General features: G+C 66.1%; 25 protein-coding genes and 2 pseudogenes. 21 read left to right on the top strand and 6 right to left on the bottom strand.

From position 1 onward, the window contains the following. From rpsB to QZZ29_RS08550, 14 genes are all read left to right on the top strand, one after another. Positions 1-1197 (top strand): 30S ribosomal protein S2 (rpsB, locus tag QZZ29_RS08485; RefSeq protein WP_291382555.1); only part of this gene is annotated, 1197 nt, incomplete at its 5' end. Positions 1198-1205: 8 nt separating this feature from the next. After that, the gene (gene tsf, locus QZZ29_RS08490) at positions 1206-2048 is read left to right on the top strand and encodes a translation elongation factor Ts (protein ID WP_291382557.1); all 843 of its coding nucleotides are present in this window, start codon (positions 1206-1208) and stop codon (positions 2046-2048) included. Positions 2049-2091: 43 nt separating this feature from the next. Then, positions 2092-2835, top strand: coding sequence for a UMP kinase (gene pyrH / locus QZZ29_RS08495; RefSeq protein ID WP_291382559.1), 744 nt, complete (start codon positions 2092-2094; stop codon positions 2833-2835). A 22-nt stretch (positions 2836-2857) separates the two neighbouring features. Next, on the top strand, positions 2858-3415 hold the full coding sequence (frr, locus tag QZZ29_RS08500) for a ribosome recycling factor (RefSeq protein WP_291382561.1): 558 nt from the start codon (positions 2858-2860) through the stop codon (positions 3413-3415). After that, positions 3415-4731 (top strand): phosphatidate cytidylyltransferase, encoded by a 1317-nt coding sequence (locus tag QZZ29_RS08505; RefSeq protein WP_291382562.1) that lies wholly within the window; start codon positions 3415-3417, stop codon positions 4729-4731. The genes frr and QZZ29_RS08505 overlap by 1 nt, the downstream gene beginning before the upstream one ends. After that, complete coding sequence (rlmN, locus tag QZZ29_RS08510; RefSeq protein WP_291382563.1) at positions 4728-5849, top strand: 23S rRNA (adenine(2503)-C(2))-methyltransferase RlmN; 1122 nt, start codon at positions 4728-4730, stop codon at positions 5847-5849. The genes QZZ29_RS08505 and rlmN overlap by 4 nt, the downstream gene beginning before the upstream one ends. Further along, positions 5846-6403, top strand: a complete 558-nt coding sequence (locus QZZ29_RS08515) for a DivIVA domain-containing protein (RefSeq protein ID WP_291382565.1) — start codon at positions 5846-5848, stop codon at positions 6401-6403. The genes rlmN and QZZ29_RS08515 overlap by 4 nt, the downstream gene beginning before the upstream one ends. After that, a complete protein-coding gene (dxr, locus tag QZZ29_RS08520; RefSeq protein WP_291382566.1) occupies positions 6400-7566 on the top strand; it encodes a 1-deoxy-D-xylulose-5-phosphate reductoisomerase in 1167 nt (388 codons plus the stop codon). Before QZZ29_RS08515 ends, dxr begins: the two co-directional genes overlap by 4 nt. A gap of 28 nt (positions 7567-7594) precedes the next feature. Continuing rightward, positions 7595-8872, top strand: a complete 1278-nt coding sequence (locus QZZ29_RS08525; protein ID WP_291382568.1) for a site-2 protease family protein — start codon at positions 7595-7597, stop codon at positions 8870-8872. A 67-nt stretch (positions 8873-8939) separates the two neighbouring features. Beyond that, positions 8940-10094 (top strand): flavodoxin-dependent (E)-4-hydroxy-3-methylbut-2-enyl-diphosphate synthase, encoded by a 1155-nt coding sequence (gene ispG / locus QZZ29_RS08530; protein WP_291382570.1) that lies wholly within the window; start codon positions 8940-8942, stop codon positions 10092-10094. Further along, the gene (locus QZZ29_RS08535; protein ID WP_291382572.1) at positions 10091-10999 is read left to right on the top strand and encodes a DUF4081 domain-containing GNAT family N-acetyltransferase; all 909 of its coding nucleotides are present in this window, start codon (positions 10091-10093) and stop codon (positions 10997-10999) included. The genes ispG and QZZ29_RS08535 overlap by 4 nt, the downstream gene beginning before the upstream one ends. 63 nt (positions 11000-11062) lie before the next feature. Then, entirely contained in the window at positions 11063-11809 is a 747-nt protein-coding gene (locus QZZ29_RS08540) for a M15 family metallopeptidase (protein WP_291382573.1), read from the top strand. A 65-nt stretch (positions 11810-11874) separates the two neighbouring features. Beyond that, positions 11875-13677 (top strand): proline--tRNA ligase, encoded by a 1803-nt coding sequence (locus QZZ29_RS08545; protein ID WP_291382575.1) that lies wholly within the window; start codon positions 11875-11877, stop codon positions 13675-13677. A 10-nt stretch (positions 13678-13687) separates the two neighbouring features. Then, positions 13688-14416: a glycerophosphodiester phosphodiesterase family protein gene (locus tag QZZ29_RS08550; protein ID WP_291382577.1), complete on the top strand. Its 729-nt coding sequence runs from the start codon at positions 13688-13690 to the stop codon at positions 14414-14416. Between the two features lie 308 nt (positions 14417-14724). On the opposite strand, the gene QZZ29_RS08555 is transcribed toward QZZ29_RS08550, so the two are convergent. The 5 genes and pseudogenes from QZZ29_RS08555 to QZZ29_RS08570 form a co-directional block, all read right to left on the bottom strand. Further along, on the bottom strand, positions 14725-15009 hold the full coding sequence (locus QZZ29_RS08555; RefSeq protein WP_291382579.1) for an integrase core domain-containing protein: 285 nt from the start codon (positions 15007-15009) through the stop codon (positions 14725-14727). Further along, positions 14975-15616: pseudogene (locus tag QZZ29_RS12795) on the bottom strand (IS3 family transposase); the annotation flags it as partial. The pseudogene QZZ29_RS12795 and the gene QZZ29_RS08555, both read right to left, overlap by 35 nt. Further along, positions 15616-15897, bottom strand: a complete 282-nt coding sequence (locus QZZ29_RS08560) for a transposase (protein ID WP_291382581.1) — start codon at positions 15895-15897, stop codon at positions 15616-15618. The pseudogene QZZ29_RS12795 and the gene QZZ29_RS08560, both read right to left, overlap by 1 nt. Before the next feature lie 60 nt (positions 15898-15957). Continuing rightward, positions 15958-16809 (bottom strand): annotated as a pseudogene (locus QZZ29_RS08565) (IS481 family transposase); the annotation flags it as partial. Positions 16810-16905: 96 nt separating this feature from the next. Continuing rightward, the gene (locus QZZ29_RS08570; RefSeq protein WP_291382582.1) at positions 16906-17235 is read right to left on the bottom strand and encodes a hypothetical protein; all 330 of its coding nucleotides are present in this window, start codon (positions 17233-17235) and stop codon (positions 16906-16908) included. 363 nt (positions 17236-17598) lie between these two features. On the opposite strand from QZZ29_RS08570, the gene QZZ29_RS08575 reads away from it, so the two are divergent. From QZZ29_RS08575 to QZZ29_RS08590, 4 genes are all read left to right on the top strand, one after another. Continuing rightward, positions 17599-18117, top strand: a complete 519-nt coding sequence (locus QZZ29_RS08575) for a hypothetical protein (RefSeq protein ID WP_291382583.1) — start codon at positions 17599-17601, stop codon at positions 18115-18117. A gap of 152 nt (positions 18118-18269) precedes the next feature. Further along, positions 18270-19205, top strand: a complete 936-nt coding sequence (locus QZZ29_RS08580; RefSeq protein WP_291382584.1) for a peptidoglycan-binding domain-containing protein — start codon at positions 18270-18272, stop codon at positions 19203-19205. Further along, positions 19202-19882, top strand: coding sequence for an ABC transporter ATP-binding protein (locus QZZ29_RS08585; RefSeq protein WP_291382585.1), 681 nt, complete (start codon positions 19202-19204; stop codon positions 19880-19882). The genes QZZ29_RS08580 and QZZ29_RS08585 overlap by 4 nt, the downstream gene beginning before the upstream one ends. Beyond that, positions 19879-20955 carry an ABC transporter permease gene (locus tag QZZ29_RS08590; protein ID WP_291382587.1) on the top strand — a complete coding sequence of 359 codons (1077 nt, stop codon included), beginning with the start codon at positions 19879-19881 and terminating at the stop codon, positions 20953-20955. The genes QZZ29_RS08585 and QZZ29_RS08590 overlap by 4 nt, the downstream gene beginning before the upstream one ends. A 308-nt stretch (positions 20956-21263) precedes the next feature. Here QZZ29_RS08590 and QZZ29_RS08595 read toward each other — a convergent pair whose 3' ends face one another. Continuing rightward, positions 21264-22361 (bottom strand): DUF4439 domain-containing protein, encoded by a 1098-nt coding sequence (locus QZZ29_RS08595; protein WP_291382589.1) that lies wholly within the window; start codon positions 22359-22361, stop codon positions 21264-21266. Positions 22362-22458: 97 nt separating this feature from the next. Here QZZ29_RS08595 and rimP point away from each other — a divergent pair, with 97 nt between their 5' ends. The 3 genes from rimP to QZZ29_RS08610 all read left to right on the top strand — a co-directional run. Continuing rightward, entirely contained in the window at positions 22459-22923 is a 465-nt protein-coding gene (rimP, locus tag QZZ29_RS08600; RefSeq protein ID WP_291382591.1) for a ribosome maturation factor RimP, read from the top strand. A gap of 39 nt (positions 22924-22962) precedes the next feature. After that, positions 22963-23952, top strand: a complete 990-nt coding sequence (gene nusA, locus QZZ29_RS08605; protein ID WP_291382593.1) for a transcription termination factor NusA — start codon at positions 22963-22965, stop codon at positions 23950-23952. Positions 23953-24035: 83 nt separating this feature from the next. Continuing rightward, a partial coding sequence (locus QZZ29_RS08610) for a YlxR family protein (protein ID WP_291382595.1) occupies positions 24036-24214 on the top strand: 179 nt, incomplete at its 3' end.

Here is a 24214-nt window from a genome sequence, read left to right on the forward strand (position 1 = left end):
ACGATGCGCGAAATGCTGGACGCCGGTGTGCACTTTGGACACCAGACCAGCCGCTGGAACCCCAAGATGAAGCGATTCATCCTGACCGAGCGCAACGGTAACTACATCATCGACCTGCAGCAGTCGCTCGCCATGATCGACTCTGCCTACGAGTTTGTGCGCGAGACCGTCGCCCATGGCGGCACCGTGCTGTTCGTCGGCACCAAGCGGCAGGCCCAGTCGACCATCGCCGAGCAGGCCGCTCGTGTGGGAATGCCTTACGTCAACGAGCGCTGGCTCGGCGGCATGCTGACCAACTTCCAGACGGTCAGCAAGCGTGTGGCGCGGCTGAAGGAACTCGAGGAGCTCGACTTCGACGACGTGGCGGGCTCGGGCCGCACCAAGAAGGAACTTCTCATCCTGCGCCGCGAGAAGGACAAGTTGCTGAAGGTGCTCAACGGCATCCGCGACATGGGCAAGACGCCCTCCATCGTGTGGATCGTGGACACGAACAAGGAGCACCTCGCCGTTGACGAGGCCAAGAAACTGGGCATCCCGATCGTCGGCATCCTCGACTCCAACTGCGACCCGGACCAGGTTCAGTACGGCATTCCCGGTAATGACGACGCGATTCGCTCGGTGGGCCTGCTCACCCGCGTGATCTCGGACGCCATCGCCGACGGCATCAAGCAGCGCTACGCTGCCAAGTCCGGCGACGAGGCTGAGCCGACCGCCGAGGACGAGCCGCTCGCCGCGTGGGAGCAGGAACTGCTCGACGGCGCCGAGAAGCCGACCGCGGATGTCAAGGAAGCCAAGGACACCAAGGAAGGCGGTGCTCCGGCAGACGCTCCCGTGGCCGATGCCGCGCCTGGGGAAGAAGAGGTCGCCGAAGAGGCTCCCGTAGCCGCAGTGGTCGCCGAAGAGGCTCCCGTAGCCGCAGTGGTCGCCGAAGAGGCTCCCGTAGCCGCAGAGGCTCCCGCGGCGGAGGAGGCCGCTGCCACGAAGCCTGTAGCCAAGAAGGAACCGAAGGTCAAGGAGGCAGAGGGCGCCGACGCGGCCGAGAAGCCCGCTGAGAAGGCTCCCGCGGCCAAGAAGCCTGCCGACAAGGAACCCGCGGCCGACAAGCCGGCTGCGAAGAAGGCGGCTCCTAAGCCGGCCGCCAAGAAGACGACCAGCAAGGCCGCCGACGACGACGCGGCGCCTGCCGACACCAAGTAAGGATCGATATGGCGAACTACACCGTTGCAGACATCCAGGCCCTGCGCGAGCGCACGGGCGCGGGCATGCTCGACGTGAAGAAGGCGCTCGACGAGGCGGAGGGCGACGTCGACAAGGCTGTTGACGTTCTCCGCGTGAAGGGCCTCAAGGGCGTCTCCAAACGCGAAGGCCGCTCGGCCTCTGAGGGCTTGGTCATCACTCATATCGCCGCAGGCGGTGCGGGGCAGGTGGGCACGCTCATCGAGATCAACTCCGAGACTGACTTTGTCGCCAAGAGCGGCAAGTTCGTGACGCTCGCCGAGGCGATCCTCAAGGCCGTCGTCGACGCTGGTGCCGCCGACGTCGACGGCGCCCTCGCCGCTCCGGTCGCGGACGGCAAGACCGTCAAGGAGTTCATCGACGAGAACGCGGGCGTGCTGGGCGAGAAGATCGTCCTGCGTCGCATGGCGCGTGTCGAGGCCCCCGTGGTTGTCGACTACCTCCACAAGACCAACAAGGACCTGCCCGCGCAGGTGGGCGTCCTGGTCGGTTCGGATGACAAGGCCAGTGAGGTTGCTCGCGACATCGCCATGCACATCGCCGCCTACTCGCCGCTGTACCTCAGCCGCGACGAGGTTCCCGCCGACGTGGTGGACAACGAGCGCCGTGTCGCCGAGGAGACCTCGCGCAACGAGGGCAAGCCCGAGGCGGCCCTGCCCAAGATCATCGAGGGTCGCATGAATGGGTTCTTCAAGGAGAACGTGCTACCGGAGCAGGCCTTCGCCAAGGACCCCAAGACCACGGTCGGCAAGGTTGTTGCGGCGACGGGCGGCGAGGTAGTCGCCTTCGCCCGATTCCGTGTGGGAGCCTAAGACCCAACAACGCCACAAGCCCACGCGTCGCGAGGAGGATCTGATGCCCGATGTCACCGAGGAGTCGGGTTTAGTCCCTCCCGCCGCGCGCCGCGTGTTGCTCAAATTGTCGGGCGAGATGTTCGGCGGTGGCGCCGTCGGCCTTGACCCCCTCGTGGTGCGAAGGGTCGCTGGCGAGATCGCCGATGCCGTGCGGCAAAAAGTACAGGTCGCGATCGTCGTCGGCGGCGGCAACTTCTTCAGAGGCGCCGAACTGAGCGCCTCGGGCATGGAACGCGCGCGCGCCGACTACATGGGCATGCTCGGCACCGTGATGAATGCGCTCGCGTTGCAGGATTTCCTGGAACAGTCGGGGGTCGCGACGCGCGTGCAAACGGCCATCACGATGGGCCAGGTGGCCGAGCCGTATATCCCGCTGCGCGCCATCCGGCACCTTGAAAAGGGTCGAGTCGTGATCTTCGCAGCGGGCGCTGGCATGCCGTACTTCTCGACCGACACCGTGTCGGTGCAGAGGGCTCTCGAAACGGGTTGCTCGGAAGTCATCGTCGGCAAGAATGGCGTCGACGCGGTCTACACGGCCGACCCGCGCAAGGACAACACCGCGGTGCGACTCGACCACGTGACCTACCAGGACGCGCTTCAAAGTCGCCTCAACGTGCTCGACTCGGCCGCGTTCAGCCTGGGCATGGACAACGGCCTGCCCATGGTGGTGTTCGGCCTTGAGAAGCACGGGAATGTGACCAAGGCACTCGTGGGTGAGAGAATCGGGACGCGGGTCACCCCCTAGGTGATGACACGAAGGGACAGACGTGATTGACGAAATCCTCCTCGAGGCAGAGGAGAACATGGACAACGCAGTGGAAGTCGCCAAGGACAATATGGCGGGCATCCGCACGGGGCACGCCTCGACGGCTATGTTTGTTCACCTAGCCGTGGACTACTACGGTGCGCCGACGCCCCTGCAGCAGCTGGCGTCGATCTCCATTCCCGAGCCCCGCACGGTGGTGATCGCTCCTTATGATGCATCCTCCAAGAAGGACATCGAGGCGGCTCTGCGCAAGTCCGACCTGGGCGTGAATCCTTCGGACGATGGTCAGGTGCTGCGTATCAACATGCCGGCGTTGACGGAGGAGCGCCGCCGCGAGTACGTGAAACTGGCGAAGCACCGCGCGGAGGACTCCCGGGTCACGGTGCGCAACATGCGACGTAAGGCCAAGGACCTGATCGACGCCGCCGTCAAAGACGGCGAGGTGGGCGAGGACGTGGGCGCGCGCGCGGAGAAGGATCTCGACGCGCTGACCAAGAAGCACGTTGACGCCATTGACGCTCTGCTCGCCCACAAGGAGAGCGAGCTTCTCGAGGTCTGATGGCCCGTGACGACGCAGAGCCCACGCTTCCCGCGAGCGAGGAGCCTCGCAGCGCCGAGGCGGGGCAGGGGCGTCCCGGCAAGAGGCAGCGCGCCGTCGACATGTTTTCTCCACACCGCTACCGGGCTCTGCAGCTGAGCGTCTTTGAACGCATGAACCGCGGAGGGGAGCCGGACGTGCCAGACGCAGCGCGGGAAGACGATCTTGTCGACCCGCCGTTGATGTCGGATGCTCCCGCGGCCCGTGCGGCGCGCGAGGTGGTTCCCGGCACGGTGCGCCGGGGCGAGGGCAACCTGCTCACGCCGATCCCGGCGCTGTCGGACGACGAGGTCGCAGCAGCTGATCCATCCGAGGTAGTGGAGGACGGCGCCGAGCAAGGCACTCCCGAGGATGCCGACGTCACGGCAAAGGTCTTCCCAGGGGCCGAGTACACCTCTTCCGACGAGGACGCCAGCCCCAAAGCCACTGGTGCGGACGGCGACGCGCCCGCGAGCCGACCCCGCAACTTCGTTGTTGCGACGGTGGTGGGCCTGCTGTTGCTCGGAGTTACGCTCGTCTCCGCGTGGTACCACCCCACGGCCTTTGCCATCTTGCTGTACGGGTTCTCCATTGCGGCGGTGATCGAGTGGAAGCGGGCTCTGGGAAGGCACGGCCGCCGAGTGCCCATCGTCCCGCTCATTGCGGCGACCATAGGCCTTGGCATCGCCACGCACTTCGCAAAGCCCGAGGGCCTCGTCGTCGCCCTCCTGGTGGGCTGTGCTGGCGTTGTCGCGTGGCGCATCGGCGACGAACGCGTGGAGAACACCCTGGCAGATTCCCTGGCGGGGGTGCTGACGCTGTTGTGGATCCCGTTCCTGGCATCGTTCCTGTACTTGTTGGAACTTGCGGACAACGGCTGGGAACGCGTGTTCATCGTGCTACTAGCGGTGGTCGGCAACGACACAGGGGCGCTGGTCTTTGGGATGCTCCTCGGCAAGCACAAGCTGCTGGAGCGCGTGAGCCCGGCCAAGACCTGGGAGGGCGCCCTCGGCGGCGTCTTCGTCGGCACCGCAGCGGCCTCCGTTGCCGCGTGGTACTTCTTTGAGGGCCGGTGGTACATCGGCGCCGCAGTAGGCGCCGCGTCGGCCATCGCCGCAATCGTGGGGGATCTCGCGGAGAGCGCGTTGAAGCGCGACATCCACGTGAAGGACATGTCTCAAGCACTTCCGGGCCACGGCGGGATCCTCGATCGGATCGACTCGCTGCTGTTTGCCGCGCCCGTCGGATACGTCGTGTTCGCGATCTTCCTCGGCACGTTGGGAGGCGGTGGCCTATGACGGCCAACGCGAACCCGCCCGTCATCCAGATGGCCGCGCCCAAGCGGGGCAAGCCGCCGGTGCACTTTGCCGACCTTGGTGCCGATGCGCGCGCGACCGCGGTCAAGGACCTGGGGCAGCCCGCATTCAGGGCGTCGCAGTTGGCGACGCACTACTTCACACATCTCACGGTGGATCCCGACGAGATGACGGACCTGCCCGCCGACGCTCGCGTGGCAATGGCAGGCGCGCTGTTCCCGCCGCTCATGACGCAGGTGCGCACGCTCGAGGCGGACAAGGGCGCGACGGTGAAGACGCTGTGGAGCCTGCACGACGGAGTCAAGGTTGAGTCGGTCCTTATGAAGTACCCGGAGCGGGCCACGCTGTGCGTGACCAGCCAAGCGGGCTGCGGCATGGCATGTCCCTTCTGTGCCACCGGCCAGATGGGCCTGACCCGCAACTTGTCGACGGCGGAGATTCTTGAGCAGGTCCGCCTTGCCGCCCGCGCCGCGCGCGACGGGGTGCTCGGTGAACAGGTGCGACTGTCGAACGTGGTGTTTATGGGCATGGGTGAGCCGCTTGCCAACTACAAGGCGGTCATCCAGTCCGTGCGCGCGCTGGTCGCGCCCGCTCCTCAGGGATTTGGGCTTTCGGCGCGCCACATCACCGTGTCCACGGTGGGACTGGTTCCCGGAATGGACCGCCTGGCCGGTGAGGGCATCCCCGTCACGCTCGCGTTGTCGCTGCACGCACCGGACGACGAACTGCGCAGTGAACTGGTACCGATCAACACGCGCTGGAGCGTCGACGAGGCGCTCGACGCCGCGCGCAGGTACTTCGACGCCACCGGCAGGCGCGTCAGCATCGAGTACGCGCTCATCAGAGACATCAACGATCATGCGCACCGTGCCGATCTGCTCGGGCGCAAGCTGACGGAGCGCGGGACCGGGTGGGTTCACGTCAACCCCATCCCGTTGAATCCCACCCCGGGAAGCAAGTGGACGGCATCCGACCCGCAGGTCGAGCAGGCTTTTGTCGACACGCTCGCCGGTCACGGGATACCGGTCACAATCCGCGATACTCGTGGCAGCGACATCGATGGTGCATGCGGCCAATTGGCCATCAAGGAGGATTCATGAGGGACCTGTTTCCGCGCGCCGGCTTCATGCGGACCGGGTACCACCTCGTTCAGGTGGATGAGTTTTTCGACCGGGCGCGCGCTGCATACGAGCGGCCGATGCTCGACGATGGCGGCTTGTCTGCGCTTGACGTGCGTCGGGCCGCGTTCGACATCACGCGCGGCGGCTACCAGACCGCCCCCGTGGATGCCGCGCTCGATCGACTCGAGATCGCGTTCGCCACGCGTGCACGCGAGCAATACGTCCGCGCACACGGTCATGACGCGTGGATGAACCAGCTCGCGGAGCGGGCCCAGGTGCTCTACCCCCGACTGCGCCGGCCCAGGGGTCAACGCTTCCGCCCTCCCGTCAAGTCTCGCGAGGGCTACGACGCCAGTGAGGTCGACGCTCTGATGGAGCGACTCATTGCCTTCTTTGACACGGGCGAGTCCCTCACGCCTGAAGACATCCGCCACGCCACTTTCACCCGGCGTGGAAAGCGTGGCGCGTACGACGAACGCACCGTCGACGCCTTTCTTGCTCGCGCGGTGGACATCCTGATGGGCGCCCAGTGACGCGTCGCACTGTCGCATTGCTGGGATCCACGGGTTCCATCGGCACACAGGCGCTGGACGTGATCGCGCGCAACCCCGACCTCTTTCAGGTCACTGCGCTTGCCGCCGGTGGCAGCGATCCGGCCGCGATCGCCGCCCAGGCCGCGGCCACGCGTCCGGCAGTCGTCGCGGTCGCGAACGCCGCGGCCGTCCCGGACGTGCGCGCCGCCTTGACTGTCGCGGGGGTCGCCGGAGTCGAGGTGACGGGGGGCGCCCAGGCGGTAGTGGATGTTGCGGCATCGGGCGCGGATGTGGTGCTCAACGGAATGACCGGTTCGGTGGGCCTGCGGCCCACCTTGGCCGCCCTTGCCGCGGGCTCGACGCTCGCGCTCGCCAACAAGGAGTCTCTTGTGGCCGGCGGCGCGCTCGTCAAGGCCGCGCTGAGGCGAGCCGATCAGATCGTGCCGGTCGATTCTGAGCACTCCGCGCTTGCCCAGGCCTTGAGAAGTGGCGCCCGTGGCGAGGTGAAGCGACTGGTGCTCACCGCGTCGGGCGGCGCCTTCCGCGGCCGCACCAGGGACGAACTTGCCCACGTGACCGTGGAGCAGGCACTCAAGCACCCCAACTGGGATATGGGCCCCGTGGTGACCATCAACTCGGCGAGCCTGGTCAACAAGGCGCTCGAGGTGATCGAGGCTCATTGGCTGTTCGACATGCCCTACGAACGCATTGACGTGGTGATCCACCCCCAGTCGATCGTGCACTCCATGGTCGAGTTTGTGGACGGCTCCACCATCGCTCAGGCCTCGCCTCCCGACATGCGCCTCCCGATCGCGCTCGGGATGGGTTGGCCGGATCGGGTGGCGGACGCCGTGCCGGGACTTGACTGGTCGCGGGCATCCGCATGGCAGTTTGAGCCTTTGGACGACGACGCCTTCCCCGCGATCGCCCTGGCCCGGGACGCTGCGGCGGCGTCGGACCTCCACCCCGCCGTCTTCAACGCGGCAAACGAGCAGTGCGTGGCGGCGTTCGTCGCGGGAGCGTTGCCCTTCTTGAGCATCGTCGACACGGTGCGTGCCGTGGTCGAGGCGTACAGCGCCCCCGCAGACGTCACCCTGGAGGCGGTGGACGCAGCCGAGGCGTGGGCGCGGGCGCGAGCCGACGCCCTGATTTCCGCCCGCTGACGCCCCCGCGCGGGCTTACAGTGGTGCCATGCTCCAGGTCCTCTTCATCGTCGTCTTCGCGATCGGTCTCATGGCGTCCATCGCCCTGCACGAGTTGGGGCACCTGATTCCGGCCAAGCGCTTCGGCGTCAAGGTGAGCGAGTACTTTGTGGGCTTCGGCTCGACGCTGTGGTCGCGCACGCGCGGCGAGACCACGTATGGCATCAAGGCGTTCCCGCTGGGCGGCTACGTGCGGCTGGTGGGCATGGTGCCCCCTGGCGACGTGGTCAAGCCCGTCACGGTGCGCGGCTGGCGGCGCGATCTGATCGACGATGCCAGGGCCGCCTCCGAGTTGGAGATCGGCCCCGACCGCGACCGGGCCTTCTATCGCCTGTCGTGGTGGAAGAAGGCGATCGTGATGACGGGCGGTCCCTTTGTCAATCTGGTCCTCGCGGCGCTCCTGTTTACGGTGGTGTTCTCGGGGATCGGGACCTACGCCCAGACGCTCACGGTGCGCGACACGGTGGCGTGTGTACCCGCGGACATCACGGCCGACTGTGCGTCGGGCGACCCCGTCTCGCCCGCCGTTGCAGCGGGCCTCCAGGCGGGAGACACGTTCGTGTCCGTTGATGGCATCACGGTGACGTCGTGGGCGAACATCGCCGATTACGTGTCGCAGCGCCCGGGCGAGACCCTGGACATGACGGTCATGCGGGACGGCGCACTGGTGGACATCACGCTCACCGCCGCCGCACGCCAGCAGGAGGCCGCGGACGGATCGGGCGCGACCGAGACGGTCGGATACATGGGGGTCTTCTCGCAGGTCGAGCGCGCCCGACAGCCGCTGGCGACCGGTCTTGACGTCACGGGGCAGTACATCGGGCAGACGGTCACCGTCATCACCCAACTGCCGCAGCAGTTGTGGCACGTGTCGCGCGCGGCGCTCGGCCTGGAGGACCGTTCTCAGAATTCCGTGATGGGCCTGGTGGGCGTGGGTCGCGTCGCCGCTGAGGTGGGCGCGAACGATGCTGCCGGGGTAACGGTGGTGGACAAGGTTGCGCAGATGCTGTTGCTGCTGGGGGGCCTCAACCTCGCGTTGTTCGTGTTCAACATGATCCCCTTGGTACCGCTCGACGGCGGCCACATCGCTTCCGCGTTCTGGCAGGCCATCAAGAACCGGTGGGCGCAGGCCCGACACCTCGCTCGCCCGGCGCCCGTCGATGTGGCGCGGATGATGCCGCTCGCGTACTCGGTGTTCGGCGTGCTGATCCTCATGAGCCTGGTCTTGGTGGTGGCCGACATCGTTGCGCCGGTGCGCCTCGCCTAGCTCGTGCGCTGCGGGAAAACGTGCGCACCTGGAATGAACCGACGCACAGGTTTGTGATACTAGAACTATGACATCCATCGGACTCGGAATGCCGGCTATGCCCGCGCCCACGCTCGCGCCACGCCGCAAGACCCGCAAGATCAAGGTGGGCGACCTTTACGTGGGCGGCGACGCACCCGTGAGCGTCCAGACGATGACCACCACCAAGACGGAGGACATCAACGCCACCCTGCAGCAGATTGCGGAACTCACGGCCGCCGGCTGCGACATCGTGCGCGTTGCGTGTCCCACCCAGGACGACGCCGACGCCTTGCCCGTGATCGCGAAGAAGTCCAACATCCCGGTGATCGCCGACATCCACTTCCAGCCCAAGTACGTCTTCGCCGCGATCGACGCCGGTTGCGCTGCGGTCCGGGTCAACCCGGGCAACATCCGCAAGTTTGACGACCAGGTCAAGGAGATCGCCCAGGCGGCCAAGGATCACGGCACCTCGATCCGCATCGGCGTCAACGCCGGGTCGCTGGATCCCCGGCTGCTCAAGAAGTACGGCAAGGCCACCCCGGAGGCGCTCGTCGAGTCCGCAGTGTGGGAGGCCAGCCTGTTTGAGGAGCACGACTTCCACGACTTCAAGATCTCGGTCAAGCACAACGACCCGGTGATCATGGTCCGTGCCTACGAGATGCTGAGCGAGCGCGGCGACTGGCCGTTGCACCTTGGCGTCACCGAGGCGGGCCCCGCGTTCCAAGGCACCATCAAGTCCGCCACCGCCTTCGGCGCCCTGTTGAGCCAGGGTATCGGCGACACCATTCGCGTGTCCCTGTCGGCGCCTCCGGTGGAGGAGGTCAAGGTCGGCATCCAGATTCTCCAGAGCCTCAATCTCAAGGAGCGCAAGCTCGAGATCGTGTCGTGCCCCTCATGCGGTCGCGCCCAGGTGGATGTGTATGAGTTGGCCGAGAAGGTGACCGCCGGACTCGAAGGTATGGAGGTCCCGCTGCGCGTGGCCGTCATGGGGTGCGTCGTGAACGGCCCTGGCGAAGCTCGCGAGGCCGACCTCGGGGTCGCCTCCGGAAACGGCAAGGGCCAGATCTTCGTCAAGGGCGAGGTGATCAAGACGGTCCCCGAATCCGCGATCGTCGAAACCCTGATCGAAGAGGCCATGAAGTTAGCCGCAACGATGGAACCGGTAGAGGGTGGTTCCCCGCAGGTCGTTACCGCGGGATGACCGATTCGCTGTTGCGCCGGGGCCAGTATTCAGTGGCGCCCGCGCAGCAGCGCGATGTGACCGAGGCGCGTGAACTATGCGCGACAGACCCCGTCGCGAATGTGGTGCCGGCGATGCACCTCGAGACGGCATCGCGGGCCGGAGCCATCCCCAAGGGGCTGTGGGTGGTGCGACGTCGCGGTCGCGGGTCGCGAGACCTGGCAGGTGTGCTGTGGTGCGGCGCGAACCTCACCGCGGTCCTGCCTACCGACGGCGACGAGGCCGACGACGCGAGGGCGGAGGTCGCCGCCGCGATCGTGGCGCGGCTGAGCAGGCCCGCCGCGCTGGTGGGCGACGCCGAACTGACGCTGGACCTGTGGGGAAGAGTCGAGCCGTGGTGGGGCCCGGCCCGGCAGCTGCGACCCCATCAGATCTCGATGGTGACGGACCGCGACCCCGAACCCGTCGAATCGTCTCGCGTGGGCGTGGAGCCGCTGAGGCAGGCGTCGATGGATGACTACCCGCACCTGTTGCCCGCTGCGGCCCACATGTTCATGGGCGAGGTGGGCTACGACCCCCTCCAGCATGGACGCGAGGCCTATGAAGACCGGCTCACTTACCTGGTGCGGGCCGGCTGCAGTTACATCATGTATGGGAATGTCCATGGCACGCGAGACGTGGTCTTCAAGGCCGAAGTGGGCGTCGTGGGTGGTGGCGTGGCACAGATCCAGGGCGTCTGGGTTCAGCCGAGCCTGCGCGGCCTTGGGTATGGGAGCGAGGGAATGGTTCAGCTGGTGAAGCGCGTCCGCGAGGATCACGCCGAGGCAGTGTCGCTCTATGTCAATGACTTCAACACGGCGGCCATCGGCGCGTACGCTGCGGCCGGTTTTGAGCGCGTCGGTACCTTCGCGACGGTGATGTTCTGAGCGTCGCCGTAGGCTGAGCATGTGCCACCAGTACTCGCTACACTCGTTCGGTGGCGCGCGATCGTGGCGACACTTGCGCTCCTAGCGCTGGCGGGGTGCGCGTCGGATCCGGAGCCGCCCGAGCGTCGCGCGATCGTGCCCCCGGAGCCGCTGGTGGAGGCGGTCAGCGCAGATCCCTCGGCGCCCGTACCTTCGGCGCCACGTGACCCGATCGTGCCCCACAACATCACCAGCGCGTCCTCGCTCACCGTGGTCGTGACGAAACACCGACCGCTCGATCCCGTCTCCTACGTGCCCGTCGACCTTGTGAAGGTCAGCGGGGTGCCGGGCGGCGCGGGGCAGCAGATGCGTGCGGAGGCGGCTGCGGCCATGACCCGGATGTATGAGAACGCGAAGGCCGCGGGCGTCCCGTTTCGCATTCTTACCGCCTACCGCTCCTACGGCTTCCAGCAAGGCGTGTACGGTAGCAATGTCCGCGCATCGGGCACGGCCGCAGCCGACCGTCACGTGGCGCGACCGGGGTACTCGGAGCATCAGACCGGGTTGACCGCAGACATCAATGATGTGTCGGCCAACAAGCTACAGCAGAGTTTTGGTGCGTCCGCTGCTGGTACGTGGGTGCGCGAGCATGCACACGAGCACGGCTTCATCATCAGCTATCCCGAGGGTGCTGAGGCGGTCACCGGCTACGTCTACGAACCGTGGCATGTGCGCTACGTGGGCGACGACGTGGCCCGGGACATGCACGCCACGGGGGTGGCCACCCTTCAGGAGTACTTCCACGTTGAGGCGTCTCCCAGTTACGAGTAGAGCCGCTGTGCCGCGTGACGGGCGGAGCGCGCCGCAGGCGGCGCCGCGGCAACTAGGCTTGCCCCATGCTTCGCATGTCCACACTCTTTGTCCGCACGCTCCGTGAAGACCCGGCCGATGCCGAGGTCGCCTCGCATCGGCTGCTCATCCGCGCCGGCTACATCCGCCGCGCCGCGCCCGGCATCTACACCTGGCTCCCGTTGGGGCTCAAGGTGCTCGCCAAGGTGGAGGCCGTGGTGCGCGAAGAGATGGACGCGGCGGGCGGCCAACAGGTCCACTTCCCGGCGCTGCTTCCGCGCGAGCCGTATGAGGTGACGGGACGCTGGACCGAGTACGGCCCCAACCTGTTCCGGCTCGCGGACCGCAAGGGCGCCGACTACCTGCTGGCCCCCACGCACGAGGAAATGTTCACGCTGCTGGTCAAGGACATGTACTCGTCGTACAAGGACCTGCCGCTCACCATCTATCAAATCCAGAACAAGTACCGCGACGAGGCCCGCCCCCGTGCCGGCCTGCTGCGTGGCCGCGAGTTCATCATGAAGGACTCATACAGCTTCGACGTCGACGACGAGGGACTCGAGCGGTCGTATCAGATCCAGCGAGACGCCTACATCAAGATCTTCGAACGCCTGGGCATCGAGTACGTCATCGTGCAGGCCCAGTCCGGGGCGATGGGAGGATCCACGTCGGAGGAGTTCCTGTCGCCCACCGACGTGGGGGAGGACACGTACGTCCGCTCGGCGGGAGGCTACGCGGCCAACGTCGAGGCGGTGACGACCCCGATCCCGCCAGCGATTGACTTCGCAGACGCCCCTGCGGCCCACGTCGAGGACACCCCCGACACGCCCACCATCGCCACGCTCGTCGATGTGGCCAACGCGCGTCACCCGCGCCCGGACCGCCCGTGGACGGCGGCTGACACCCTCAAGAATGTGGTGCTCGCCCTGACGTCTCCCACAGGAGAGCGGTCGCTGCTCGTGGTCGGCATCCCTGGCGACCGCGAGGCCGACATGACGCGCCTCGAGGCCGCCCTCGCGCCGGCCACCGTGGAGGCCGCCAACGAGGACGACTTCAAGGCTCACCCCGAGCTCGTGAAGGGCTACATCGGCCCGGGCGCCCTGGGGCCGCAGGCACGCGCTACGGGTGTGTCGCGCGGCGACGAGGGCGACACCGCCATTGCGTACCTCGTGGATCCGCGCATTGTCGACGGCACCCGTTGGGTGACCGGCGCCGACGCACCCGGCCGGCACGTGTTCGAGCTCACGATGGGCCGCGACTTTACGGCCGACGGCACGATCGAGGGCGCCGAGGTGCGCGCCGGCGATGAGGCGCCCGACGGTTCCGGACCGCTCGAGCTCGCACGCGGCGTCGAGATCGGCCACATCTTCCAGTTGGGCCGCAAGTATGCGGAGGCGCTCGACCTCAAGGTGCTCGACGTCCACGGCAAGCAGGTGACGGTCACGATGGGTTCCTACGGCATCGGCGTGACCCGTGCCGTGGCGCTACTTGCGGAGCATCATCACGACGAGCTGGGCCTCACCTGGCCGATCCAGGTTGCGCCGTATCACGTGCACGTCATGGCGGCGGGCAAGGACGAGGCGGTGTTCGCTGCGGCAGAGCAGGTCGCGTCGGGACTTGAGGCGGCAGGCGTTGAGGTGCTGTACGACGACCGACCCAAGGTATCCCCTGGAGTAAAGTTCAAGGATTCAGAGTTGCTCGGTGCGCCCTACATCCTGGTCATCGGACGCGGACTCGAGAACGGGACCGTCGAGTTTAAGAACAGGGTCACGGGAGAATCGGCGGAGATCCCCGTAGCCGAGGCCGTGACGGCGGTGGCCACGGCGGTGCGCGAGGCGCTTGCCGGGTAGTGAGGTTCTCATGACGGCCATTTGGGCGCACCGTGGCTCGCGTTTGCGGGCGCCTGAGAACACGATGGCGGCGTTCGCTCTCGCGGTCGCCGACCGGGCGGACGGCATCGAGCTGGACGTGCACCTGACGGCCGACGGGCACCTCGTGGTGAGGCACGACGCGACTGTCATCGTGCCCGACGGCTCGACGGCGCTCATTCGGGACCTGACGCTGCGCGAGTTGGACGGTGTGGACGTGGGCGACGACGCGTCTGGCGCCCTGCGCATCCCGCGGTTGCACGAGGTGCTCGACCTGCTCGCGCCCACGGACGTGATACGCAACATTGAGGCGAAGAACGGCCCTGTGCTGTACCCGGGAATCGAGGACGCGCTGATCGCGGCACACCGCGCGTCTGGAATGGGGGAGCGCCTCGTCTACTCGTCCTTCAATCACGTCACGCTGGTGGCGCTTCGTGAGCGCGAGCGTTCGCTCGCTATTGCCCCGCTCTACGAGGAGGCGCTGGTGGACCCCTGGGTCTATGCGAGTCACATCGGTGCGGATGCCGTGCACGCGCACTACGCCACCCTCGGGCTCCCAGGGATGATCGAGGGCTTCAAGGAATCTGGCATTGCGGTGCGGGCTTGGACGGTGAACGACCCGGCCGACTGGCGCGCGCTGGCGCGCGCTGGCATCGACGCGATCATCACGGATGATCCGGCCGCGGCTATCGCGGTGCGAGACGAGGTCGAGGGGCGATAGTTGCAGTCGCCCCCTACGTGGGTCGCCTGCCTGCGGTGAGGCCACTGAGGCGGTCGTGAGCGGGGCGGGACCGTGACGCATCGCGGGTTCGGTGAGTGCTCTTGTGGGCAGAGGTATCCCGGTGCGTCTGGGTCACGCCGCGTTTCGGGCGGAGTTCTCCTGTGTGGCGGGGTCATGCGGCGTCCTCTCTGGCTGCGTCGTTCCGGGCAGAGTTCTCCCGGGCTTCGGTGGATGCCGTCTCGCTGGCGGTGCTTGAGACGGAGTTCTCCCGGAGCCGCCCCCGGTTTCCCAGACACGTTGTGTGTTGATCATGCCGCAATTTCGGCACGTGCGTGAAGGTCTTCGTAGGTCGCGGGGCTGAGGGAGCGGCCGAGGTGGTCGGTCAGGGCGGTGTGGCGCCGGACGGGGTTGTAGAACCCTTTGATCCATTCGAAGATCGCCGAGGCGAGCTCGACGCGGGTGACCCAGGAGCGCCGGTCGAGCAGTTCGCGTTGCATGGTTGACCAGAACGACTCGATGAGAGCGTTGTCCACGCTGGAGGCGACCCTTCCCCATGGAGCCCAGCAGGCCGGCCTGGCGCAGCCGGCGACCAAAAATCCAGGACGTGTATTGAGCTCCTAGATCGGCGTGGGCGATGGTGCCGGGCCTGGGTCGGCGTTGCCAGCGGGCCATCTGGAGGGCGTCCGTGACGAGCTCGGCGGTTGCCCGATCACCAATCGACCAGCCCAAGCAGCGGCGGGAGAACGCATCGATGACCGCGCAGCAATACACCCACCCGTCACGAGCCCGGTGCTGAGTGATGTCGGTGAACCACACTCGGTCAGGCGCGTCAGCCCGGAACTGGCGTCTCACGAGGTCCTTGTGGGGTGCTGGCGCTGGCTTCCACGAGCGGTTCTTGCGCACATGAGCCACGCCTCGCGGTCCTGCTTGACGCAGCAGGCGTGCCACACGCTTACGACCACACAGCACGCCGTGTTCGATCGACAGTTCGTCATGGATCCGTTTGGCTCCGTAGTTGCCGCGCGAATCACGGTGGACCCGGCAGATCAGGTCCGTCAACGCCCGGTCCTCGATCTCGCGCGGTGACGGGGCCCGTTCCAGCCACTCGTAGTAGCCAGCACGGGACACCTTCAGTTTCCGGCACGTCACCGCGACGGGGATCCCGTCGCGGCTGAGCTCAAGGACGAGTCGGAAACTCATTATGGGAGCACGTTCTCCCGAGCAGAGTAGGCGCTGGCGCGTTTGACAATCTCAAGTTCCATCTCGAGAACCCGGTTCTTAGGACGCAACTCGACCAACTCGCGCCGCTCCTCGGTTGTGAGTCCTTCCTTGCGTCCCGCGTTGATGTCGTCCTGCTTCATCCACCTGCGCAGACACGACTCGCTGATCCCCAAACCGCTGGCGACCCGCGCGACCGGCTCTCCCTGACGGACCAGATCCAACGCTCGGCGCCGACACTCCGGCGATTTCGCTTGTGGCATTCCGAACTCCTCTCGGGAACATCATCCCAAGTCAGGTGTCCGGAAAAGCGGGGTTGGCTCCGCGCGGGCTGCGTCGCTGAGGTAGGTGTTCGCATAGGCCCATTCGGTGGCGAGGGTGCGGTTGAAGCGTTCGGCTTTGCCGTTTGTCTGGGGCCGGTCGGGGCGTGTCCAAATGTAGTTGGCGTCACCCAATGAGTCCTGGAAGTCGCGGGATCGGTAACAGGCGCCGTTGTCGGTCATCACGGCGGTGACGGTGATGCCCGCAGTGTTGAAGAACTGGGTGGCCCTTCGCCAGAAAACTGCGGCAGTCTCCTTCTTCTCGTCGTTCAAGATCTCGGAATGGGCGAGCCTTGAGTGGTCATCGATGGCGTGGTGGAGAAACGAGTAGCCGCGTCCTGTGGTGGCGTGCCCGTTGTTGTTCTTGACTGCCTTGGCTCGACCCAGGGTGCGGTGTCCACCACCATGGGGATCCGTCCGAGTTTCTTGATGTCCACGTGCACGAGTTCACCGGGACGGGCTCTCTCGTAGCGAACAGGCGTGGCACGTCTGACCGGTAGCTTGGTCGAGGTGGTGCAGAAGTGGCATCTGGTGGCGATCGAGCACCCGTCCGACAGTGGAGCGGGGAACGTGCAGGTGGTAGCTGATGCGGTGCGGACCCCACCGGCGGGTGACACGCAGCGCCACGATTCTTCTTTCTAACCGTGCTGGACACCGCGATGGCGACCGATGTGGTCGTGACGACAGGTCTGACGTTGGCAAGCCCGCACGGAAACGATCAGCCCATTTCTTCGCGGTCGCCAGCGAGCACTGGAAGCGCTCGCCCGCAGGACGGTGTGACCATCCGTCCTGAACAACGAGAACAGCGAGCCGACGGCGCCCCTCGGGCGTCAACGGGGCATGAGCGTGACTCACGAAGACATCCGGTTGCGACAGTGAGTGTGGTAACCCACATCGTGCCGGAGGTCTTCGCTAACTCAAACAATCACAACGTCCTGGGGAACTATGCAGTTAGTAGTCGCAACCGTTGCCCGGCGACTGGAGGGATCCGGTCGCCGAGATCATCTGCGCCGAGGTGCTCTTGTATGCGGAACTCAAATGGTATCCCGAGGTGGTCCAGTCGTAAAGCACTGCGCCGCCGCCGCTTGAAACGTGGAAATGCTCGGTCGTGCCGCTGGATGTCGCCCACAGCATCACGTAGTAGTTGTAGCAGTTCTTGGCGCCGAACGGTACATCGACGGCCGAAGCTGTAACACTGGAGCCGACAACAGCAATCCCCGCGATGGCTGCGGTTGCTGCGAAGCGAGCGAACTTGGATTGGGCGAAAGGTAGTGAACGCATGTTTAATCCTCTCCTGACTTTGGAACCTGCCGCAGACTGAGAGACCGTCGTGTGCTTCGGTCGCCGAGCCAGCAATCCGACGCTAGCGCAGTCAGCCTTCAGCATTCATTGACTTTTGGTTAGCGTTGCGTGAATAGTGAATGCACCTGTCAGGCCTGTGGTACGAATGTGCGTGTGATCAGTTGTAATGCGACATTGCGGGCGTGCGGCGTCGTGATCGTCCTGATCTCGCTAGTAACCGGTTGTAGTTGGGCTAGCAGCAATGGGTCCCTGCCGCGAGATGCGCAGGCGTCCGAAGCAACGTTGGTGCCGACCGTTGGCGCGGGTGTGCCGGGCACGACAGTGACCAGTTCGTCAGGCGCTGTGCCGACGTGGGTCTTCGAGGTCGCCGAAGACGAATGGGCGCTCGCCTTACAGAAGTCGCCAGGCTTGGCGCGGCCAGAGGTTGAGTTCTTGAGGGCATCGACGCCGCTCGACTTCGCGGACAGTTACGTGGCATGCATGCACGACGCCGGTTTTCCGGCTGTGACTCTCATGATCGACGGTGGAGTGTCCTCTGGCCAACTCGAGGAGGAGAGCTTCGACGCATACCTGCTTGCGGACTATGAGTGCGCAGTCCGCTACGCGATCAACCCCACTTACTACGCGCCCTACTCGGACGAGCAGATGGAACTCATCTACGACTTCTACGCCGAAGACCTGATCCCATGTATCACGTCACTCGGATTCACAGTGGGCGAAATGCCCGCGTTCGAGGTGTTTGCTGAGCGAGAGCTTGGGGGCGATCCGTGGAACCCTGTCCAACTGGCTGCAGGCACTGACTACGACGTCTACATGCAGATTCACGAGTCATGTGAAACCGTCCCAGACGGCCTCTACTAGTGATGGGGAACGCCAGCGCGCGAGGGAATAGCGCGATCCGCAGGACTCTCGGGACTCTCGGCGCGCTCGTAGTCGTCGTCGGAGCAATGGCGGTGGTCTGGGCCGTGGGTGTGATGGCCCATCCGGTGCCAGAGCCTTCCGAGCCTGAGCCTGTGACGGTGCGGGTGGTGGAGGGTACGGTTGAGGACTCGTCTCAGTACAGCGCCGTCATCGAGCGGGAAACCTTGGTCCCGGTGTTGAACCGCGCAACGGGGACGTTGACGGCGATGCCGTCGGACCACGTCATTCGGATATCTGCAGGCGACCAGCTGTACGAAGTAGACGAACGACCGGTGACAGTGGCGGTGGGCACTGTGCCGATGTACCGCGACATCGCGCGTGGCGCAGCCGGTGAGGACGTGCGGCAGGCCCAGCAGATGCTCGCGGACGCTGGTCTCCTTTCGGGTCCGGTCGACGGTGTGGCGGGCCAGCAGTTCGTGAATGCGGTTCGCGCGTGGCAACGCGATCTGTACGTCGACGACACCGGAGTTATTGGCATCGGCGATATCGTGTTTATTCCGCAGCTCCCGGCCGCTGTCGCAGTGAGCACCGAATATGCGGTGGGTGCCATACTTGTCGGTGGCGAGCCGCTCCTGACGCCGATAGCTGCGCAAGCCTCCACCTCAATCGTGGTACCCGAGACCCAGAGTGCGGAAATTCCTGCGGGGGCAGCGGTCACCGTCGTGGTGGGCGAGCAAGAGATCGATGGCAAGGTCGGGGACCGGCAGGCCACCGAGTCTGGAAATACACGTGTCGAGATCACGAGTCCCGACGATTCACCTTTGTGCGATCAGGGCTGCGCTGAGAGCCTGGATCAGTTGAGTACCGCGGTCCTCGCAACCGTGGTCCGAGTGCCGCAGACCTCAGGGCTGACAGTTCCGGTCACGGCGCTGTGGACGGATGAGGCTGGCGGTGTGAGCCTCCGGCCGCTGGTCGGGGAACCCGTGGATGTTGAGATAGCCGCCTCGGCTACAGGAATTGCCGTGGTGGAAGGGGAGGGCGTCGTGGCCGGCATGGCCGTTCTCGTCGCAGAGGGCGGGACAGGATGATGCCGCTGGTCGCCCGCGACGTCACATTTGGATATCGTCCACGCCAGACCGTGATTGACGGGTGGTCAGACAACTTCCAATCAGGCGAGACGGTCGCGATCACAGGGCCGAGCGGCTGCGGCAAGTCGTCGCTGCTGTTTCTCCTCGGTACTATGCTGCGGCCGCGCAGCGGGTCGATCGTGGTGGACGGGCACGAGGTTGGCAACATGTCGGACAGCCAGCGCTCTCGGTTGCGGTCGCGGGTGTTCGGCTTTGTCTTCCAGGATGCGAGCCTCGACCCGCACCGGAGTGTGCTCGACAATATTCTGTTGCCAGCGGCATATCGCGGCGAGCGACGTGCCCAATGGCTCGATCGTGCACACACTCTGGTCGCCGCGGTTGGCGTCGAGGTGCCGTTGGAGCGCAGGCCTGGCGAGATTTCGGGGGGCCAGGCCCAGCGCATCGCGCTCGCCCGCGCCCTGCTGCATGAGCCCCGCGTGATCCTTGCCGACGAGCCCACAGGCAATCTCGACTCCGAAACGTCTACGAAGGTCATGGACGTGCTCGCGCGTGCGGCTCACGCTGGCGCGACGGTCGTGATTGTTACGCACGACCCCGAGGTAGTCCGGGCATGCGATCGGAAAACTGAGCTCACCGGCAGCGCCGTTACTGGGCGCGACGTACAAACAGTGTCGTGATCGCTCTACTCGAGGAGGTACTCCGGGATGCGCGAGCGCGCCGCGGCGCGACTGCGCTTGCGATTGCAACGACCGCCGTCGCCTACGCGGCGACACTCCTCATTTTCGGTTCATCGGTGGCTGCGGGCTTCGCCGCGCTCGACGCCCTTGAGAGTGTAGATTCGCGAACAATCGTCGTGCGTTTTGACTCAAGCCTCGATGTATCGCTGGACGATGTGCGAGCGGTGCAGGCACTTGAGCCGGTGTCCGCCATGGTTGTGCTTGGCCCAGCCCGCGACGCGTGGTCAACCGCTGTCGGGCCACGACGTCCCGTCGCCCTGAGGACCTGCCTTGCGGGCACTGAGGCCGTGTGCGAGGCCGCTCCCGATGGAGTCGCAATTGACGCGGCGGCCTCTCGGGGCGCGCTCGACTCAATGGGATTCACGGGTTCGCGGGGTGTTCTGGAGGACTCCACTCACGCGGTGTACGTCGTCGACGAGGCGCGAACGTCGCTGCTGACCTATGGCACTCTCGACAACACGGCTATTGCCACAGGGCCCGCGAGCGACCAGGACGTCGCCTTGATTGTGATCGAGGCGGCCTCGTCCCAGCACGTGCGTGTCTTGACGAGCGCGATCGCCGACTCTCTTTCGGGGTTCGATGGTTCGAAGATCTCGATCGAGTCTAGCCCCGAGATCGGAGACCTGCGCAGCCGCATCGCGGGGTCGAGCTTTGAGAGTGCGCGCTTCGTGACGCTTGCCATCATGGTGGGTGGCGCAGCGGTTCTTGCCCTGAGCGAGCTCGCCGTCGCGCGGTCACGTCGGCGAACGATGGGCCTGAGGCGCGCTATCGGTGCGTCTCGGCGTCAACTCGCTCTGGGCATTCTGCTCCAGGGCATCCTAACGGGGGCCGTTGGTATTACCATCGGCGGCGGCGTGTCACTATGGATTCTCGCCATCACCGGGGTTGCCGTCTCTCTCACATTTGCTGCCGCGGTTGCCGTGATCCTCCAGACAGTGGTCGTGGCGGCATCCGCTGTACCTGCCGCATACGCGTCCCGCAGGGATCCAGCACGGGAACTCCGGATACCGTGACGCTTTGCCCGGTACGCGTTGGCCAGTCGGCCAACCATGCGGTTGGCGATTCACTATGCCCTGTCGAATGCCGCCGTCTCAAGGGCCAATGCTCCAATCAGATAACACGATTGCGCGAGCGCTAGGTATGAGCAATACTCGTTGAGACCCCGGGAAGACCGGGCCGGGGACAATCTCTGCCGGGCACAAAGTGCAACCACTGCCGCACGCCACGACCGCGCCATCATGGGCTCGAAATGAGGAACTAGACAGTTCCAGTTCGACCCCGGAGGCTTCTCCTACGTCAACAACGATCCGGGTCAGTACACCTAGGGGATGACCGTCAGCCCTGGAAGCGTCGGCACATCGGCCGCCGTGAAGCCATCGGTGCGCATCGCCCTCGCGTAGGCGTCAAATGATGCGTTGAGGAGCCACGCGGCGTCGTCTGCAGAAGCGCCATCGAGTAGCGCCGCGTACCGCCACGCCAAATCCGCTTCGAGCGAGCGTTCGAGAGAGCGTCTCGAGTCAGGGTCGAGCAGGTCCGTGTCCCTCACTTGGTACAACGGTGTGCGGGGATCCGCATCGAGCAGCGTGGCGAGGGTGTCGGAACGTTCGGCGTGAAGGCGGGACCTGCCGAGCGCGTCGGTCCTGCGCGGCCCAAACTCCTGCGCCGCGAGCGTCTCGTACGCAAAGCGCGCCTCGTCCTCCTTCAGCGCGAGGACTGTCAGTGTTTCCTGTGCAAGGCCCGTTGATGCCACGCCAGTAGTCGCGGTGGGAACGAAGCCAGCGGTGAAGTTGATCGAGCCGTCCGCGAGGGGGAACCACCGAGGGTCTGCGTCGCCGGGGGTTTCATCGGTGGCGTCGGCTTCGCCGGTGGGAGGCGCCGTGGGAGCAGCCGACGCAGTGGCGGCCTCCGCCTCGGCCTGCGCGGCAGTGGCCTCCTCCACGGCCCACAGTTCGCGCAACGCCCACTCGAGATCCATCGACCGGGCAAGGAAGGCGAGATCAGCGTCGGCCGTGGTGGCGGCGACGGTAGCGGCGATCTCGCGCGCCGTGGCGACCGCGTCCGAAAGCGTGGGCTGGAGGGTGGGGGACGTGGTCGCGTCATCGTCCGACGACGGGCTAGCAGAGGGGTACGCGACATACACTCCGCCGAGCACCTCAAGATGAGCCGCGGCGGCGTCGGACGCCCCCACCGCAACTTCGTCGGCGTCGGCGCCCTCCCGCCCGGCAGCCTCGACAATCCCTGCCACTGCGTCGGCGAGCGAATCCCGAGCGACGGTGACCTCGTCTGGCGAGGGAAACGCGGGGGGATCGCCCTCCAAGCGAACCCCGCAGCCCGATAACGTCACCGCCACGGCCCCCACAAGAATCGCCACGCACACCCTTGAACTGACCGAGCCGCCGCCCCATTCCAGAACCGCCATGCGCGTAGTCTCCCACGCGCCGCTGGCGGGCCGTAGAATCGGGGGGCGAGTACAAGTGAAGCAACGGAACGCGCGTGAGCGCGCAGGGAGGCAGCGAATGAAACTCGACGACCGCATCGCTGACCTGGCGGGACCAGTGGCAGAGGCCGTGGGCCTCATGGTGGACTCCGTGACGGTGTCCGCGGCTGGAAAGCACACCCGTGTGCTCGTGACCGTTGATCTTCCTCAGGACGCCGTCGGATCGGCGGACCTCGACACCGTGGCTGCGGCCTCGCGCGCCATCGGCGACGCGCTCGATGAGGCGAACGTCCCTTCCGGTGCTTACCTCCTCGAGGTCTCGACACCCGGCACCGATCGGCCCCTCACGTTGCGCAGGCACTTCTTGCGCGCGCGCACGCGGCTGGTGACGCTGGAGATGGCGAATGGCGATGCGGTGACGGGGCGAATCATCGAGGTGACGGACACCGATCTGGTTCTCGACCACGATGGCGAGGTCCGCACGGTCGCGCTTGCCGACGTGACGCTCGGACGCGTGCAGGTCGAAATGAAGCGACTCGACTGAGGCCAACGGGCCCAGCCGACAGAACGGACGGAACACAACGTGGACATCGACATGGTGACCCTCAGGGGACTCGAAAAGGAGCGCGATCTCAAGCTCGACGTGCTGATCGACGCGATCGAGCAGGCCCTGCTCAGCGCCTATCACAAGACCCCTGGCGCATACGCTCACGCCAGAGCCATCGTGGACCGCGACTCTGGCAAGGTGTCGATCCACGCCCGCGAGGAGACAGAGGACGGGCTGCCCGGCCCCGAGTTCGAGCACACTCCGCACGACTTCGGCCGGATTGCGACCGCGACCGCTCGGCAGGTGATAGTGCAGCGGCTTCGCCAAGCGGGCGACGATGCCGTGCTGGGCCAGTACGCCGACAAGGAGGGCACGCTGGTCTCCGGCGTCATTCAGCAGAGCGCCGACCCCCGCAACGTGCACGTCGATGTGGGAGACGTCGAGGCGCTGTTGCCCGGCCACGAGCAGGTGCCGACGGAAACGTACGTCCACGGCGAGCGACTGCGCGGCTACGTGCTCACGGTCGCGCGCGGCGCCAAGGGCCCCTCGATCACCCTGTCCCGCACCCACCCCGGGCTGGTGCGCAAACTGTTTGAGATGGAGGTGCCCGAGATCGCCGACGGCACCGTGGAGATCATGAGCCTGGCCCGCGAGGCCGGTCACCGTTCCAAGATGGCCGTCCGGGCCACCGTTCCCGGCGTGAATGCCAAGGGCGCGTGCATCGGCCCGATGGGCGCCCGAGTGCGCGCCGTCATGAGCGAATTGCGTGGCGAAAAGATCGACATTGTCGATTGGGACGACGACCCGGCCACGTTCGTCGGCAATGCGCTGTCGCCCTCGCGAGTGGTGTCGGTGACCGTGGTGGATGCCGAGGCACGGGCCGCTCGCGTGATCGTGCCGGACTATCACCTGTCGCTCGCGATCGGCAAGGAAGGCCAGAATGCGCGCCTTGCGGCGCGGCTCACGGGCTGGCGCATCGACATCCGATCTGACGAAGCACCGCAGGAGCAAGGTGACCCGAACTGATCGAGCGCGCTAGACTGGGTGGGCCGAACGTCGAGCCGGGCTCTGACGCGCGCCCCACAGGACATGTGCCTGTGCGCACGTGCGTGGGATGTCGACGGCAAGACGCTCGGTCGGTTCTTGTGCGAGTGGTGCTGACCGACGGCCGCCTAGCGGTCGACGAATCAGCAGTCGCGCCGGGTCGGGGAGCATGGCTCCATCCGGACGGGCGTTGCCTCTCGCACGCGACGAGGCGCCACGCATTTGGCCGCGCATTTCGCACGGC

This window comes from Demequina sp. (assembly GCF_016278765.1).
Taxonomy (GTDB): Bacteria; Actinomycetota; Actinomycetes; order Actinomycetales; family Demequinaceae; genus Demequina.